The sequence below is a fragment of the Noviherbaspirillum aerium genome (genome assembly GCF_008929045.1).
Taxonomy (GTDB): Bacteria; Pseudomonadota; Gammaproteobacteria; order Burkholderiales; family Burkholderiaceae_D; genus Noviherbaspirillum; species Noviherbaspirillum aerium.
This window is the reverse complement of record NZ_VFAH01000007.1, coordinates 66938-81720: the sequence shown is the minus strand read 5'-3', so window position 1 is coordinate 81720 and position 14783 is coordinate 66938. Positions and strand designations below refer to the sequence as shown.

Below are 14783 nucleotides of genomic sequence, written 5' to 3'. Positions count from 1 at the left end.
CACTCAGGTCGCGGCACAATATGAATGAGGTACTCTTCAGTTATGCCTGTTGGTTTCCGTTCTGGTTTTTGCTGCCTCTGCGGCAGCGCAGACAACGGTATGTGAAGTATCCCAAGCCAATGACAACTGCAACAATGATGAAGCTGACGAAAAATTCCAGGTCTGCCAGTTCTTCTCCATTTTTTGATCGATAGAGTTTATCAATCTGCATCCAGACAGAAAGGGGCAGATGTGGCGTTGGTTCGGGACTGCTGATCCACCAATGTGTTAGAAGGGTGGACAACATGAGCCAGCAGACCAGTAGCAAGAAGGCCCTGATGACTTTCATTAACGGACTACCACTTTGCCATGGGCTTTTAATTTAGAGCCTGCGATAGGAACCGGCTTTGCGCAAATGGCCCGTTATGGCCGTTTCCAGGCCTTTTGAGGGAGCATGGCGGGCACCTGGCAACGCAGCGCCTTTTGGCTCAAGGCTGCAACCCGATCGTCCTTCGCTTACCCATGCCCCCGCCCGCGCCGCGGCTTGGGCTGGTAATGCGCCTGCAGATAGGCGGTCAGCCAGGCATGAATGTCCGGCGGCATGGCGACGCCGTCGGCGCAGTCGCCGGAATCGAGCATGCGGGTGCCTTCGCCGTAGCTGACCGAGACGCTGACCGGCACCGCGCGTTCTTCCTTCATCTGCCACATGACGAAGATGCGCGGCTGCGGCGCGGCCCAGTTTTCGAAGTAGCCGTCGTCTTCATCGCGGTGCAGCTCCAGCTGCAGGCCGGGATGGAGGAAGGATTCCTGATCATCGGACCATTGCAGCGCCTGTACGCCGTTCAGGTCGGGAGGGCAGGACACCACGCCCGCAACCGACCAGCTGATTGAGGAAGCCCATCGGTGTTCCACGATGCGCCGCTGCATGATGACCGCGACCGGCATGCTCGCCATCAGCATGATGGCCTTCCCTGCTTGTCAATGCAGCGGGTCGCGGCAGTGTGGCCGCCGGGCAGGAACATCGTCATTTCCCTTTCTTCTCCGGATCCTTGACGTCGGCACTCGGCGGCGCGGTGCCGGCCTTCTCGCTGCGTATCGCCGGCGTGGCCGCGGTATTGCCGCCGGCGCCGCCCGGCGCCTGACCGGTGGTCGATACCTGCGGATGCGTTTCCCAGCCATTGGCATTGGCGCGTTCGCGCCAGCGGGAAGCGACGTTCTCCATCGATGCCGCCAGTTCCTTTTTCTCCTTTTCCGCCTGCGCTGCCGCCTGTTCCTTTTTCGCGGCGGCAGCCTGCTGCTGCTCGGGCGTGAGCGCGGGCAGCTTGGCGAAAGCCGGTGCCGCAAGCAGAAGCGACAGGACGGCGGCAGAGAGATGGTTATTTACCAATGGCATGACGATGCTCCTTGCTGATCATTTGGCGCTTCCCTGGCCCGATACGGACGGCGGCGCGCCGCCGAGAGCGGGCGCATTCTGGGTGGCGGCCGAGCCGCTGGTGGTGCCGCCCATTTCAGCGCCGCTCGTCGTGCCGCCGGAGCCTTCCGGTATGCCCGGCGTCCCGGCGACGCCGGTGCCCCCCGGCGCCTGGCCGCGCACGCCTTCCTGGCCGGCATTGGAATCGGCCTTGGCCGCGCCCACGTTGCCCATGGCCGCGCCGCCGGTGTTGCCGCCCGCGCCCTGCGGTATGCCGGGCGTGCCGCTGGGCGTCTTTGCCGTGGTGCCGCCGGCAGCCTGCGCCATGATTTCGCCGCTGGTGCCGCCGCCGGCCGACAGCTGGCCGGGAAACTTGGTCTGCGTTATGCCGTTGTCGGCCGTGGCCGGACCGTCCCTGCCGCAGCCGGCGAGCGCGGCGGCCATGGCCAGCAGAGCGATTGCGGAGGTGCGTGTTCTCATATCGTGTCCGCCCGGATCTCAGATGCGTGGATGGGTGGGAGCGCCCGGCGGCAGCGGATCGTGCGATGGCGCGCCGGCGTGGCGGTCCCGCAGCTCGTTGTACCAGAGCTCGTGATGCGAATGCGCCCATTCCTCGTCCACCGTGCCGTAGCGCATCGCGTGATAGGCGCCCGGCGTGCCCCAGGTGCCGATGTAGATATGGCCCATCGCGGCGGCGATGTAGAGCGTCGCGCCGATGATGTGCAGGTAGTCGGCCATCTGCAGCAGATAGCGGGTCAGGCCGATGTTGGCGCCGATGTTCTTGAAGTAGGGGAAGTTCAGCATCAGGCCGGTGATCGACATCAGCAGGCCGAGCAGGGTCACGCCGCCCCAGAACCACACCTTCTCGCCGGCATTGAAGAAACCGGCGGGAATGTGTTCATGCTTGATGAGGCCGCCGCCCCGCTTGATCCATTGCCAGTCCCAGCGGCGGAAGACATTGCGGCTCAGGAAGGTGAAGAACATCAGTACCGAGCAGACGATGAACAGCGGCCCGACGAAGTTGTGCAGGTACTTGGAAAGCAGCGCGATCCAGTAGAACACGCTGTGGCCCATCCAGGGCAGCAGGATCTTCTTGCCGAACATGACGATCAGGCCCGAGACGGCGAGGATGATGAAGGTGATCGCGGTGGCCCAGTGCACGATGCGGTCCCAGCTGGTGAAGCGCTGGATCTGTCCGCCGCCGCCCCCGTCCCCGCGGGATTGCGACGCCGGTCCGACGGCGCGATAGAAGCCGAAGATCAGCAGCGGCACGACCAGCAGGATGGTGCCCGCGATGGAGGCGATCGGGCCGTTGCGCAGGTTGCGCCAGGTATTGCCGCCGCGCTGGAGGATCACGTCCTGCTCGGGCATGAAGCCCGGCGGGACGATGAAGTGGCGGTCGAAATGGTTGCGGCCCGACTTGGCGGAACCGAAGCCGGGTTCCGGCACATCCTTTTCCGATTGCAGGATGGTCTGTTCTTCGGCGTAGGCGGGCGTGGCGCTTTCATGCGGCACGGCGGCTTGGGCAAACGAGCTGAAGACCAGCGCCAGCAGGATCAGCAGCGTCGAGAGCATCGGCATGGGCTGCAGTGCGTGCAGCAGGTGCAGCAGAGGAAGCGGGTAAGACCTGTGCAGCCGCAGGCGCTGCCGGGAATGGAGGGAAGGCATCATCGGGCTCCGTCGGGCTGAATGTCAGGGCTGGGTCCGCTCATATTCGTTCTGCAGATGGTTGCGGTTGGTGATCGCCGCATTCCATGACAGCCGGTCGTTGTGGTAGTAGACGCGCTGGGGCGGATCGTCGGGCTTGCCGTTGTACTGGCCGTCGCGCCACGGCGGATGCTGTTCCACTTCAAGACAGCCGGCGAGCAGCAGCGGCAGGACGGCGCCCAGCCACCTCGCATGGCGCCGCAGTCGGGTCGATGAATTCTTCATGTCGGCAGCCTCCTCGGGTTGTTCTGGAAGTTATCCGGCACCTGGTTGGTGCGCGGGCCTTCGGGACCGCCGGTGTCATGATCGCGGTTGACGCCATTGACGCCATTGCTGCCATTCCCGTTGCCGTTGCCGTTCACGGCGGCGCCGGTATCGCGCCGCTTTTCATAAGCGATGTCCCAACCCCAGAGTTCCGGGCCGTAGCCGCGCGTATCGACGCGCTGCTTGTAGATGCTGGCGATGATGTTGGCGTCGCCGCCGAGCAGCGCCTTGGTGCCGCACTGTTCCGCGCATTGCGGCAGCTTGCCTTCGCTGATGCGGTTGCGGCCGTATTTCTTGAACTCCGCTTCCGAATTGTCGGGCTCGGGACCGCCGGCGCAGAAGGTGCACTTGTCCATCTTGCCGCGGTGGTTGAAGGCGCCGGTGTCGGGAAACTGCGGCGCGCCGAACGGACAGGCAAGGTAGCAGTAGCCGCAGCCGATGCACTTGTCCTTGTCATGCAGCACGATGCCGTCGACGGTGTGATAGAAGCAGTCGGTCGGGCACACCGCCATGCAGGGCGCGTCGGTGCAGTGCATGCACGCCACCGACATGTACTGTTCGCCCGGCTGGCCGTCGTTGATGGTGACCACGCGCCGCCGGTTCACGCCCCACGGCGTTTCATGCTCGTTCTTGCAGGCCGTGACGCAGCCGTTGCAGTCGATGCAACGTTCGGTGTCACAGATGAATTTCATTCTCGCTGCCATTGCCGCTCCTTGTCCGCCTTGCCCCGGCCCGCTATACCCGCACGACCCTGCACAGCGATACCTTGGTTTCCTGCATCATCGTCACCGCGTCATAGCCGTAGGTCCAGCCGGTATTGGCCGCTTCGCCCAGCACGATGGGCGCGGCGCCATCCGGATAGTTCTTGCGCAAGTCCTCGCCCATCCACCAGCCGCCGAAGTGATACGGCATCCAGACCGTGCCCTGCGGCACGCGCGGCGTGACCATCGCATGCACCTTCAGCCGCGCGCCGCTCGGCGTTTCGACCCAGACGAATTCCTTGGTCTGCACGCCGATCTGCATCGCATCCTGCGGGCTGATCTCGACGAACATGGCCTGCTGCAGTTCGGCCAGCCAGGGGTTCGAGCGCGTCTCGTCGCCGCCGCCCTCGTATTCGACCAGGCGGCCGGACGTCATGATGAGCGGATAGTCCTGCGAAAAATCCTTGGCCTGCACCGACTTGTAGAGCGTCGGCAGGCGCCAGAACGCGGCCTTGTCGTCGTAGGTCGGATACTGCTTGACCAGGTCGCGGCGCGGGCTCATCAGCGGCTCGCGGTGCACCGGCACCGGGTCGGGGAAATTCCAGACATGGCAGCGGGCGCGCGCATTGCCGTAGGGCGCGCAGCCATGCTTGATGGCCACGCGGATGATGCCGCCGGAGAGGTCGGTCTTCCAGTTCTTGCCTTCCGCCGCGGCCTGTTCCTCCGGCGTAAGCTCCGCCCACCAGCCGAGGCGCTTGAGGAAGATATGGTCGAACTCCGGATAGCCGGTATCGATCTCGCTGTCCATGTTGGTGGAGCCGTCGGCCGCCAGCAGGCTCTCGCCCTTGTATTCCACGCCCCAGTTGGCGCGGAAGGGCAGGCCGCCTTCGGAGATCGGCTTGGACAGGTCGTACAGGATGGGCGTGCCCGGATGCTTCATTTCCGGCGTGCCCCAGCACGGCCACGGCAGGCCGTAGTAATCGCCCTTGCAGGGGCCGTGCTCGGCGCGCAGCGTGGTCGGGTTGAAGGTGTGCTTGTTGTGCATGTGCAGCTTGAGCCGCTCCGGCGAGCAGCCGGTGTAGCCGATGGTCCAGCAGGAGCGGTTGATCTCGCGCAGGATGTCCTCGATCACCGGCTCGTTGTTGACCACCTTGATGTTCCTGCACAGTTCGTCGGCGAAGCCGAATTTCTTCGCGAACAGGTACATGATTTCATGGTCGGTCTTGCATTCGAACAGCGGCTGGATCACCCGCTCGCGCCACTGGATGCTGCGGTTGGACGCGGTGCAGGAACCCTGGGTCTCGAACTGGGTGGTCGCCGGCAACAGGTAGACGCCATCCTTGCGGCCGTGCATCGCGGCGGTCATGGTGGGATAGGGATCGATCACCACCAGCATGTCGAGCTTCTGCATCGCCGCCTTCATGTCGGGCAGGCGGGTCTGGCTGTTGGGCGCATGGCCCCAGTAGACCACCGCGCGGAAATTGCTTGGCTGGTCGACGTAATCATTCTTTTCCAGCACGCCGTCGAACCAGCGGCTGACCGTGGTGCCGGGCTTTTCCATCAGCTCCTTGGAGCCGTAGCGCGACAGCAGCCATTCGTAATCCACGCCCCATACCTTGGCGAAATGCTTCCATGCGCCCTCTGCCAGGCCATAGTAGCCCGGCAGGGAATCGGGATTGGGGCCGACGTCGGTCGCGCCCTGCACGTTGTCATGGCCGCGGTAGATGTTGGCGCCGCCGCCGGCGGTGCCGATATTGCCCAGCGCCAGCTGCAGGATGGAAAGCGAGCGCACGTTCGCCGTGCCGACATGGTGCTGGGTGATGCCCATGCACCAGACCACCGAGGACGGCCTGTTCTTGGCCAGCATTTCCGCCGCCTGTCGCACCGCCGCTTCCGGCACGCCGGTGACGTCGGACACCTTCTGCGGCGTCCACTTCGCCACTTCGCGCCGCACCTCTTCCATGCCGTAGGTGCGGGCCGCGATGAATTCCTTGTCTTCCCAGCCGTTTTCGAAGATGTGCCACAGCAGGCCCCAGACGAAGGCGATGTCGGTGCCGGGGCGGATGCGCACATAGTGGTGCGCGAAGCGGGCGGTGCGGGTGAAGCGCGGATCGACCACGATCATCTTCGCGCCCAGCTCCTTCGCATGCAGGAAGTGCAGCATCGAGATCGGATGCGCTTCCGACGGATTGGAGCCGATGAACAGCACCGCCTTGCTATTGTGCAGGTCGTTGAAGGAATTGGTCATCGCGCCGTAGCCGTAGGTCTGGGCGACGCCGGCAACGGTGGTGGAATGGCAGATGCGGGCCTGGTGGTCGGTATTGTTGCTGCCCCACATCGAAACGAACTTGCGCATCAGATAGGCTTGCTCGTTGTTGTGCTTGGACGAGCCGATCCAGAAGATGGAATCGGGCCCGGCCTGCTGGCGCAGCTGCAGCAACTTGTCGCCGACCTCGTTGAGCGCCTGGTCCCAGCTGATGCGCTGGTACTTGCCGTTGACCAGCTTCATCGGATAGCGCAGCCGGTGCTCGCCGTGGCCGTGCTCGCGCACCGAGGCGCCCTTGGCGCAATGCGCGCCCATGTTCAGCGGCGAATCGAAGGCGGTTTCCTGGCGCACCCAGACGCCGTTGTGCACGATGGCATCCACCGAGCAGCCGACCGAACAGTGGCTGCACACGGTGTGCTTGAGCTCGGTGTTGGCCGGCCCTACCGTATTGACCGGTTCGGCGGCGGCCGCCGGCTCGATCACGTTGAAGGGCAGGTGGCGCGCCATCAGCCCGGCGCCGGCGGTGACGCCGGCGCGGATCAGGAAGCCGCGGCGATTGATGGTGGCGGTCGCGATGCGGTTCAGGCCCTTGCGCAGCGAGCCGCCTTGCGCATGGTTCGCATTGTTGGTACTGCTTGACTTCTTTACCAGCGTCATGGAACGCTCCGTGGGGTGCTAGGCGAATAGATAAAGGTCTTCACCGACTGTGCCGCTGCGCGTCGGGGACGAGGGCAACCGCAAAACCTCAAGTGGTCTTGACGAGCCCCCTCACCCCCGGCCCGCTCCTGCTTGCGGGAGCGGGGAGATATGTTTTCCGCTGCTGAAGACATTAAGTTCGCACATCAAAAGTACGCCGCCGACCGGTAATATTTCCGGATATGCTCGGTCTCGTGATAGCCGACGCTGCCCGCCGTCTTGTCCGGCGACACCGCCGGCACCAGGACTTCCGGCGCGCTCTGCGCCCGCGCGATCACTGCGGCGACCGCAACCACCGGCGCGCACGCCGCGGCGGTGAGAAAGATGCGACGCTTCGCGTCATGGCTGGCCGTCTTCATGTTGTCTTTCCTTGTTGACTGCATTACTGCAACTCGATCGGTGCATCGGCAACGCTGCCGACAGCTTCATGGGATTCATCGTCTTCCATCTCGAACGCCTGGAATTCCAGCTCGAAGAACGCCGAGGCGAATGCGGCGACATGCCGGTAGAAATTCGCGCATGCCGGCCTGGCGATGTCGTCCAGGCAGCGCGCCTGCCAGGGCGCGATATGCCGGATAAAAAAATTCTTCTGCGTTTCCATCGGACGGCGCAGCGTCTGCGGCGAACCGGGCGCGCCGGCGATCAGGATGCGCATGACTTCGCACAGCGCGCCGAGGTGGTCTTCCGGCTCGCCGACGCCGCGTACCCGCGCCAGGCCGAGCGCGCGCAGTTCGTCGCGCAGCGCGGCCAGCGGCTTCTCGTGCATGAAGCCGGCCAGGTAGTGCGAGGCATAGGGATTGACCAGCGGCGTGCCGACGCTGATGAACAGCGCATCGAATTCTTCCCTCACCGCATCGGCATCGACAAGCCCGGCGGCAAGCACCAGCTTTTCCCATGCCCGGTCAAGCGGCTGCTCTTCCTGCTGCGTGTGCAGGGAGTCGGCGCCGGCCAGGGCATTGAGCAGTGTGGCGTCGGGCGAGCGCAGCAGCAGGCTGGCGCACAAGGCGTAAAGATCCGCCCGGGCCTGGTCTTCTTGCGTCAGGGGAAGGAGCATGCTTGCCGCGCCGGCGGCCGTTTCCGAAAGGGGCATTCTGGGTATGCAAATGTATTGACGGTATAGTCATTGAAACGGCGCATGCCCAGACGTTCCATATTCCGCACGGTTTTCGGCAAGACGGCGACGCAGGTTTTGTTCTACATCAAAGCGGCCGTGCCGGCTGCCTTGTCCTCTGCGCCCTCTTCTCCCGCTGCGCCCTCCTATCTCGGACGCACCAGGTCGACGATGGTGTCCGGCTTCTTCGCCGTCATCATGTCCGCCACGCGGCAGTCGCCGCACATCTTGATGCGGTCCATGTTGCCCTCGAAGGCGGCATGGCCGGCGAGGCGGCCGAGCAGGTTCTCGATCGCCTTGAGCGTGCCGATCGGCTTGCTGCAGCGTATGCAATGGAAGGGTTCGGCCTCGTTGAGCACCACCGTTGCCTTCGCCGTTTCCGGCGGCACCAGCCGGGGGACGAGTTCGATCGCCTGCTCCGGGCAGCTCTTCGCGCACACGCCGCATTGCACGCAATTCTTTTCGATGAAACGCAATTGCGGGCGATCCGCCGTGGTCAGCAGCGCCGAGGAAGGACAGCTTCCGGTGCAGGCCATGCACAGCGTGCAGGCTTGCTTGTTGATGGACAGGGTGCCGAAAGGCGCGCCGGCCGGCAGCGCGATGTTGCCCGTGCCTGATGGCGCATGCGCGTACAGGTGGTCGAAAATGAAATCCAGGGAATTGCGCTTTTCCGCGAAGAGATGGAAGCCGGCGGCCTGCGCCGGCACTTCCCCGGCGCCCAGGCCTTGCAGCGCCGCATCGAGTGCCTGCGGGGTTTCCGCCTCGATCAGCGTGACATGTGGGCCGCGGTAGCCCAGCCCCGACAGGATGGCCTCGGCGATCCCGACCTGCCGGCGCAGCGCCGCAACATAGTCCGGCGCTTCCCGTCCCGTCACGAGCACCGCGATCTGGCTGGCGCCGTAACAGATGGCGGCCAGCCACAGATCGATGCCGGCCGATGCCACGTGATGCAGTTCGAAGGGCATTACCCGGGCCGGCAGTCCCCTGGCCGACTTGCCTGCCTTCGCGAGCCGGCCGAGCTGCGTGATCAGCGCGCCGCCGTGTTCCTGCCCGTAGAACAGCAGGCAGGCCTCTTCGCCGCCGGCCCTGGCATAGGTGTCGAGCAGGGTCTTGATGCGCTTGCCGTTATACGGCACGTCGGCGTTCGCATAGGCCAGCGCGCCGGAAGGGCAGACCGTGGCACAGGCGCCGCAGCCGGCGCACAGATGCGGCTCGACGCGGACGCGGTCGCCGTCGGCGCGGATGGCCTGCGCCGAGCAGATGTCGATGCAGGCATTGCAGCCGGTGATCTTGTTGCGGCCGTGCGCGCAGAGGCGTTCGCGGTACTGGAAGTACTTCGGTTTTTCATATTCGCCCGTCATCTGCGCAAGGCGGCCGGCCGCGCTCGTCTGGGCCCTGAGGTCGCTTCCCGGCGCGAAATAGCCTTGCGGCGGCTGGTGCATCGCCAGCAGCGGGGCGTCGGACAGGTCGAAGATGAGGTCATAGTCATCGTTCCTCACATCCGCATTGCGGGTGAAGCTGATCGCCTCGACGGCGCCGCATGCCTGCACGCAATCGCCGTGGCGCCGGCACTTGTCTTCATCGATCTGGTAGAGAAGGTCGATCGCCCCCTCCGGGCAGGCCGCCACGCATTCATTGCAGCGCACGCACAGGTCCAGGTCGATCGGATTGCTCTGCCGCCATTTGACCTGGAAGGCGCCGAGCCATCCCTCCACCCGGACATCGCTGCCGCTGAACACCGGATAGGTGCGCTCGGCCGGCAATGCGGGCCGCGGGCCGGATTCTCCGATGGCGCCGGAACCGGTGATCAGCACCGCCACGCCGAGCGCTTCCTGCAGCTGCTCGGCCCAGTAGAGCGCGTCGTCGGCGCTGCCGATGATCAGTACCCGGCCCTGCGATGCATAGCTGACGGTCGGCAAGGCCTGCTGCATGGGCCGCGCCGCGTCGGCCAGCAGCGCCGCCATTTTCGGCAGGGCCGCATACGATTGCGCGCTCCAGCCGCCGGTCTCGCGGATATTCACGAAGCGCAATGGCGCCACCGACCGGCCTTCCTCGGCGAGTTCGCGGAACAGCGCGCTCTCCTGGGTGCAGGCGACAACGACATCGTCGACGCCCTTGACGGATTCGAGATAGGCGCCGGCATCGCGGCCGCACAGCTGGCTGGCGATCGGCAGCGGCGCGCCGCCGAGCGCTTCGCCGATGCGCTGGCCGGACACGGCATTGAGCGGCATCGTGCGGTTGCAGTTGCAGACATGGAACTTGGTGGTCATGAGAGAGGAAATTCTTTGGAAGGGGTGGGTGTGTCCTGCCGAGCCGGCTGTGTCGATTGCGATGATTGCGTTGATTGCACCGAAGGCGTCGAAGGCTGCGCGGCGTCTTCAGAAGTCGGAAGCTGCCGCACTTGCGCCTCGGCTACGGCTTCGGCATCGGAAGTACCGTTCTCTGCCCCCGCCTCCGCGCGCTCCTGCTCTTCGTCCGCTGCCTCGTCATCAGCGCCGCCTTCTTCGGCGTTGCCGGATGCGTTGTCATCCGCCTGCTCGTCCAGGCCCGGTGCATCATCGTCGTCTTCGTCCGTCTTGTAGAGCGGCTTCGGCTCAAGCGTGCTCTTGGCATGCTGCAATGCTTCAAGCATGCCGGGGGGCAAGGGCGAAGGCTTGGTGTAATCGTCGATATAGATGTCCAGTCCATCCATCACATTGAAGTGGGGATCGGAAAACAGCTTCTTCATCGCGGCCCGGCGCACGGTCTTGTCGACGCCGCTGGCGAGGAACAGCGAATAGTCGGAATCCGGCGCAAGCGAGGCGACATCCTTCATTGAAGGAAGGCGAGTGCGGCCGTTCGCCGAGCCATTACCATTACCATTACCGATGGCTGCGTGCGCGCCTGCCGATTCCGCAGAGTCCGGCGCGCGCGCATCAGGCACTGCCGCCCGGCCCGCGCTTTCCAGGCTATCCGGGGCAGCCGAGCCTTGCGGGCCTTGCCCGGTTTCCGCCTTGCGGCGCGACCAGCGCCGGAAAAAACTTTCAGACATGAATGGTTGTCGGTTGCATGGGCTTGTCTTGAGCGTAACCAATCAGGCATCGAATCGTTTGAGGGATGACAAGCCTATGCCCATGATCAGTGATATCCCTCTCCAGGCTTGATCTTTCCGCGGAACAGCCAGAACACCAGCACCGTATAGACCAGGATCATCGGCAGCAGGATCGATGCGCCGATCAGGTAGAACAGCTGCGACGCCGGATGCGATGCGCCTTCCCAGATGGTCATGGAAGGCGGCACCAGGTAAGGCGCATTGGAAATCACCAGCCCGAGATAGGCGAGCAGGAACAGGCCGACCGCCGAAGCGAACGGCATGATCGGCCGGTTTTTGCGTATGCCGTACCAGCACAGCCAGGCGGTGAGCGCGGTGGCCAGCGGAATCTGGCTGAGGAAGAAAATGTTCGGCGTGCTGAACCAGCGTTCGGCGATGCGCCCGATCTGCAGCGGCGTCCAGATGCTGACCACGCCGATGAAGGCCAGCAGGCCCAGCAGCAGCGGCGCGCCGAGACGGCGGGCGCGCGCTTCCACGTCGCCGACCGCCTTCATCATCAGCCAGGCGGCGCCGAGCAGCGCATAGCCGACCACGACCGCGAAACCGCACATCAGGCTGAACGGCGTCAGCCAGTCGAGCGAACCGCCGGCGAACTGCTGGTCCTTCACCGTGATTTCCTGCAGCAGGCCGCCGAGGATGACGCCCTGCGCGAACGAGGCGACAATGGAACCGCCGGCAAAGGAAATGTCCCAGATGCGATGATGCGGCTTGGCCACCCAGCGGAATTCGAAGGCGACGCCGCGGAAGATCAGCGCCAGCAGCAGGACGATGACCGGCATGTACAGCGCCGGCAGGATGACCGCGAAGGCTTTCGGAAAACCGGCCCACAAGCTCACGCCGCCAAGCACCAGCCAGGTTTCGTTGCCGTCCCAGAAAGGCGCGACGGAATTCATGATCTGGTCGCGCTCCTCTTCCTTCTTGTAGAGCGGAAAGAGAATGCCGATGCCGAGGTCGAAGCCATCCAGCACAACATACATGGCCACGGCAAAACCGGTCAGCAGGGCCAGGATGATCGGCAGGGTATCCGACACTTCGCTCATGTCGCGGCCTCCTTGGTGGTTTCCTGGGCGGCCGACAGCGGGCGGTTGGGCAGGGCCTCGGGATCGGCCGGCACATGCTGCGGCCCCTTGCCTATCATCTTGCTGATGTACCAGATGCCGATGGAAAACACCACGCAGTACACCAGCACGAACAAGGCGAGGGAGATCGCCACCGAAGCGGCGGTCACCGGCGACACCGCGTCGGCGGTACGCAGCACGCCATAGGCGATCCACGGCTGGCGCCCGATCTCGGTCACCATCCATCCGGCCAGCAGCGCGACGAAACCGAGCGGCCAGGCATGGCTGAGCGGACGCAGGAACCATCGTGCTCCGTACAGCCGCTTGCGCCACCACAGGAATACGCCGATGAAGCCGATTGCGATGAACAGGAAGCCCAGCCCCACCATCACGCGGAACATGAAAAATACCGGCTTCACCGGCGGCCGGTCCTCCGGCTTGAACTGCAGCAAGCCGGGAAACAGGCCGTTCCATTCATGGGTGATGATCAGGCTGCCCAGCTTGGGAATGCCGATCTCGTAGAGGTTGCGTTCATTCTTTTCATCCGGCCAGGCGAACAGGATCAGGTCGGCCGGCTTGGAGCCGTCCCAGTGCGCCTCGATGGCGGCGATTTTCGCCGGCTGGTGCTTCTGCGTGTTCAGGCCGTGCAGGTCGCCCACCAGCGCCTGCAGCGGCGCGAGAATGGCCAGCATGCCCAGGCCCATGTGCACCATGGTCTTCGCCTCCTCGGTGAAGCGGCCGCGAAGCAGATAGCGCGCGCCGGTCGCCAGCACCACCAGCGAGGTGGTGATGTAGGTGGCGATCATCATGTGCGTGAAGCGGTAGGGGAAGCTGGGATTGAAGATGATCTCCGACCAGTCGACCGGATAGGTGATGCCGTCCTGCATCGCGAAGCCGGCGGGCGTATGCATCCAGCTGTTGGCCGACAGAATCCAGAAGCCCGAGAGCGCGGTGCCGAAGGCGACGATGATGGAGGCCAGCGTATGCAGCCACGGCGGAAAGCGGTTCCAGCCGAACAGCATGATGCCGAGAAAGCTGGCTTCGAGGAAGAAGGCGGTCAGCACTTCATAGCTGAACAGCGGGCCCAGCGTGTTGCCGATGATCTGCGCGAACTTGCTCCAGTTGGTGCCGATCTGGTATTCCATCACGATGCCCGACACCACGCCCATCGCGAACGATACCGCGAAGATCTTGGTCCAGAAGCGCGCCAGGGTATGCAGGTGCTGCTTGCCGCTCATCAGCCAGCGCACTTCGAGCGTGGCGATGAAGGCCGACAGGCCGATGGTGAAGGCGGGAAAGATGATGTGAAAGGAAACCGTGAAGGCGAACTGAATGCGCGCAAGCAGTGTGGCGTCGATTCCGGCAATGGTTTCCATCCAGCGCTCCGTAGAGAATAGGCGTGCGGCCTGGGTGCGTCTTTGTGTGCGTCCGTATGTACGATGCAAGACATAGGCATCGACGCAGAGCATGGCTGGCCGATCCGCCTGCGCCGGATTCAGGTAACGCTATCGGGCGGAGCAATCCATTCATGTGTTTCATATGGCTGGATTGGCAACTGAAAGTTCCGGCGCGGGTCAATGCATCACAGGGCCATCGAACAGGAGAACCGGCATGACACGTCCCGAACCACATCAACCGCCATGCAAGCCATTGTGCTGGCCGCTGCGCGCATGCGCATGTGCCGCACTCGCGCTTTCATGCGTCGCACCGGCAACTGCGCAGACGCCGCAGGACAAGGGCACCGCGAGCGCCGAGACCGCGCCTTCCATCGGCGGTACGCTGTCGAGCGGCGGGCGCAACAATGCCCTCGGCGATCCGAAAGCCAACCGGGCGGGTGTCCCGGGCAATGCACAGGCCGGGCAAAAGATCGAGGTCGGCAACGCCGATCGCAAGCTGATGCGGCAGCTGGCGCAGGCCCATCTGGCGGAGATCAAGACGGCCGCGCTGGCCACCGCGATATCCGACGACAAGGCCTTGCGCGGCTATGCGGAAAAGATGCTGGAGGAACACGGCAAGGCGCTGGATGAACTGCGCCTGCTGGCGCGCCGCGCCGATGTCATCCTGCCGGGCGGCGTCGAAACCGAGCAGGCGACCTTGCTGCGCAAGCTGGCGCTGAGCACTGGCAAGGAATTCAACCAGATGTACCATGCCGAAGCCGGCCTTGCCCTGCATCAGCAATCGCAGACCCTGTTCAAGGAAGCCGCGTCGCGCGCGCAGGCTCCCGAACTGAAAACCTATGCCGGCAACCTGCTGCCCATCGTGAACAAGCATCTGCAGCTGGCGCAGCAGATGGCCGACGATCCGGGCTCCGCCGCCGCAGCGGTGCAGTCTTCCGTGACCGCAGGGCAATCGACCAGCGTGCAGGCACCGGCCAGCTCGGCCAGCCAGCAGGCGGACAACAACAGCGGCAACAAGGGCAATGCGGACATATCCAGCACCGCGGGCGGGCAGAAGAAATAAGGCGTGCCGGAAAGCGGCTGCTGCCTGTTGCTTATTGCT

At 64.3% G+C, this 14783-nt stretch carries 15 protein-coding genes; 1 reads left to right on the top strand and 14 read right to left on the bottom strand.

Going from position 1 to position 14783, the window contains the following annotated elements:
• Nucleotides 1-40 precede the first annotated feature (40 nt).
• The 14 genes from FH061_RS12370 to FH061_RS12305 form a co-directional block, all read right to left on the bottom strand.
• The gene (locus FH061_RS12370; RefSeq protein WP_151636136.1) at nt 41-328 is read right to left on the bottom strand and encodes a hypothetical protein; all 288 of its coding nucleotides are present in this window, start codon (nt 326-328) and stop codon (nt 41-43) included.
• A 167-nt stretch (nt 329-495) separates the two neighbouring features.
• Nucleotides 496-939, bottom strand: a complete 444-nt coding sequence (locus tag FH061_RS12365) for a DUF3305 domain-containing protein (protein WP_151636135.1) — start codon at nt 937-939, stop codon at nt 496-498.
• 64 nt (nt 940-1003) lie between these two features.
• Nucleotides 1004-1372: a hypothetical protein gene (locus tag FH061_RS12360; RefSeq protein WP_151636134.1), complete on the bottom strand. Its 369-nt coding sequence runs from the start codon at nt 1370-1372 to the stop codon at nt 1004-1006.
• 18 nt (nt 1373-1390) lie between these two features.
• Nucleotides 1391-1870, bottom strand: a complete 480-nt coding sequence (locus FH061_RS12355; RefSeq protein WP_151636133.1) for a hypothetical protein — start codon at nt 1868-1870, stop codon at nt 1391-1393.
• A gap of 18 nt (nt 1871-1888) precedes the next feature.
• A complete protein-coding gene (locus FH061_RS12350) occupies nt 1889-3061 on the bottom strand; it encodes a formate dehydrogenase subunit gamma (protein WP_225984633.1) in 1173 nt (390 codons plus the stop codon).
• A gap of 21 nt (nt 3062-3082) precedes the next feature.
• Nucleotides 3083-3322, bottom strand: a complete 240-nt coding sequence (locus FH061_RS12345; protein WP_151636132.1) for a hypothetical protein — start codon at nt 3320-3322, stop codon at nt 3083-3085.
• A complete protein-coding gene (fdh3B, locus tag FH061_RS12340) occupies nt 3319-4053 on the bottom strand; it encodes a formate dehydrogenase FDH3 subunit beta (protein ID WP_151636131.1) in 735 nt (244 codons plus the stop codon). The genes FH061_RS12345 and fdh3B overlap by 4 nt, the downstream gene beginning before the upstream one ends.
• Nucleotides 4054-4096: 43 nt before the next feature.
• On the bottom strand, nt 4097-6985 hold the full coding sequence (locus FH061_RS12335; RefSeq protein WP_151636130.1) for a formate dehydrogenase subunit alpha: 2889 nt from the start codon (nt 6983-6985) through the stop codon (nt 4097-4099).
• Nucleotides 6986-7170: 185 nt separating this feature from the next.
• Entirely contained in the window at nt 7171-7383 is a 213-nt protein-coding gene (locus tag FH061_RS12330) for a formate dehydrogenase (protein WP_151636129.1), read from the bottom strand.
• Nucleotides 7384-7406: 23 nt separating this feature from the next.
• Entirely contained in the window at nt 7407-8114 is a 708-nt protein-coding gene (locus FH061_RS12325; RefSeq protein WP_225984631.1) for a TorD/DmsD family molecular chaperone, read from the bottom strand.
• 167 nt (nt 8115-8281) lie between these two features.
• Complete coding sequence (locus FH061_RS12320; protein ID WP_151636128.1) at nt 8282-10405, bottom strand: 4Fe-4S dicluster domain-containing protein; 2124 nt, start codon at nt 10403-10405, stop codon at nt 8282-8284.
• A complete protein-coding gene (locus tag FH061_RS12315) occupies nt 10402-11166 on the bottom strand; it encodes a DUF3306 domain-containing protein (RefSeq protein WP_151636127.1) in 765 nt (254 codons plus the stop codon). The genes FH061_RS12320 and FH061_RS12315 overlap by 4 nt, the downstream gene beginning before the upstream one ends.
• An 86-nt stretch (nt 11167-11252) precedes the next feature.
• Nucleotides 11253-12266 (bottom strand): cytochrome d ubiquinol oxidase subunit II, encoded by a 1014-nt coding sequence (gene cydB / locus FH061_RS12310; RefSeq protein WP_151636126.1) that lies wholly within the window; start codon nt 12264-12266, stop codon nt 11253-11255.
• Complete coding sequence (locus tag FH061_RS12305) at nt 12263-13660, bottom strand: cytochrome ubiquinol oxidase subunit I (protein WP_151636125.1); 1398 nt, start codon at nt 13658-13660, stop codon at nt 12263-12265. The genes cydB and FH061_RS12305 overlap by 4 nt, the downstream gene beginning before the upstream one ends.
• A gap of 235 nt (nt 13661-13895) precedes the next feature.
• Between FH061_RS12305 and FH061_RS12300 the strand changes: the two genes are divergently transcribed.
• A complete protein-coding gene (locus tag FH061_RS12300; protein WP_192805037.1) occupies nt 13896-14744 on the top strand; it encodes a DUF4142 domain-containing protein in 849 nt (282 codons plus the stop codon).
• Nucleotides 14745-14783: the final 39 nt, after the last annotated feature.

Bases quoted from the DNA above. Each gene is read 5' to 3' on its own strand.
- FH061_RS12305 (WP_151636125.1), bottom strand. From the start codon at position 13,660: ATGGAAACCATTGCCGGAATCGACGCCACACTGCTTGCGCGCATTCAG.
- cydB (WP_151636126.1), bottom strand. From the start codon at position 12,266: ATGAGCGAAGTGTCGGATACCCTGCCGATCATCCTGGCCCTGCTGACC.
- FH061_RS12345 (WP_151636132.1), bottom strand. From the start codon at position 3,322: ATGAAGAATTCATCGACCCGACTGCGGCGCCATGCGAGGTGGCTGGGC.
- FH061_RS12325 (WP_225984631.1), bottom strand. From the start codon at position 8,114: ATGCCCCTTTCGGAAACGGCCGCCGGCGCGGCAAGCATGCTCCTTCCC.
- FH061_RS12355 (WP_151636133.1), bottom strand. From the start codon at position 1,870: ATGAGAACACGCACCTCCGCAATCGCTCTGCTGGCCATGGCCGCCGCG.
- FH061_RS12360 (WP_151636134.1), bottom strand. From the start codon at position 1,372: ATGCCATTGGTAAATAACCATCTCTCTGCCGCCGTCCTGTCGCTTCTG.
- FH061_RS12330 (WP_151636129.1), bottom strand. From the start codon at position 7,383: ATGAAGACGGCCAGCCATGACGCGAAGCGTCGCATCTTTCTCACCGCC.
- FH061_RS12370 (WP_151636136.1), bottom strand. From the start codon at position 328: ATGAAAGTCATCAGGGCCTTCTTGCTACTGGTCTGCTGGCTCATGTTG.
- FH061_RS12300 (WP_192805037.1), top strand. From the start codon at position 13,896: ATGACACGTCCCGAACCACATCAACCGCCATGCAAGCCATTGTGCTGG.
- FH061_RS12320 (WP_151636128.1), bottom strand. From the start codon at position 10,405: ATGACCACCAAGTTCCATGTCTGCAACTGCAACCGCACGATGCCGCTC.
- FH061_RS12350 (WP_225984633.1), bottom strand. From the start codon at position 3,061: ATGATGCCTTCCCTCCATTCCCGGCAGCGCCTGCGGCTGCACAGGTCT.
- FH061_RS12365 (WP_151636135.1), bottom strand. From the start codon at position 939: ATGCTGATGGCGAGCATGCCGGTCGCGGTCATCATGCAGCGGCGCATC.
- fdh3B (WP_151636131.1), bottom strand. From the start codon at position 4,053: ATGAAATTCATCTGTGACACCGAACGTTGCATCGACTGCAACGGCTGC.
- FH061_RS12335 (WP_151636130.1), bottom strand. From the start codon at position 6,985: ATGACGCTGGTAAAGAAGTCAAGCAGTACCAACAATGCGAACCATGCG.
- FH061_RS12315 (WP_151636127.1), bottom strand. From the start codon at position 11,166: ATGTCTGAAAGTTTTTTCCGGCGCTGGTCGCGCCGCAAGGCGGAAACC.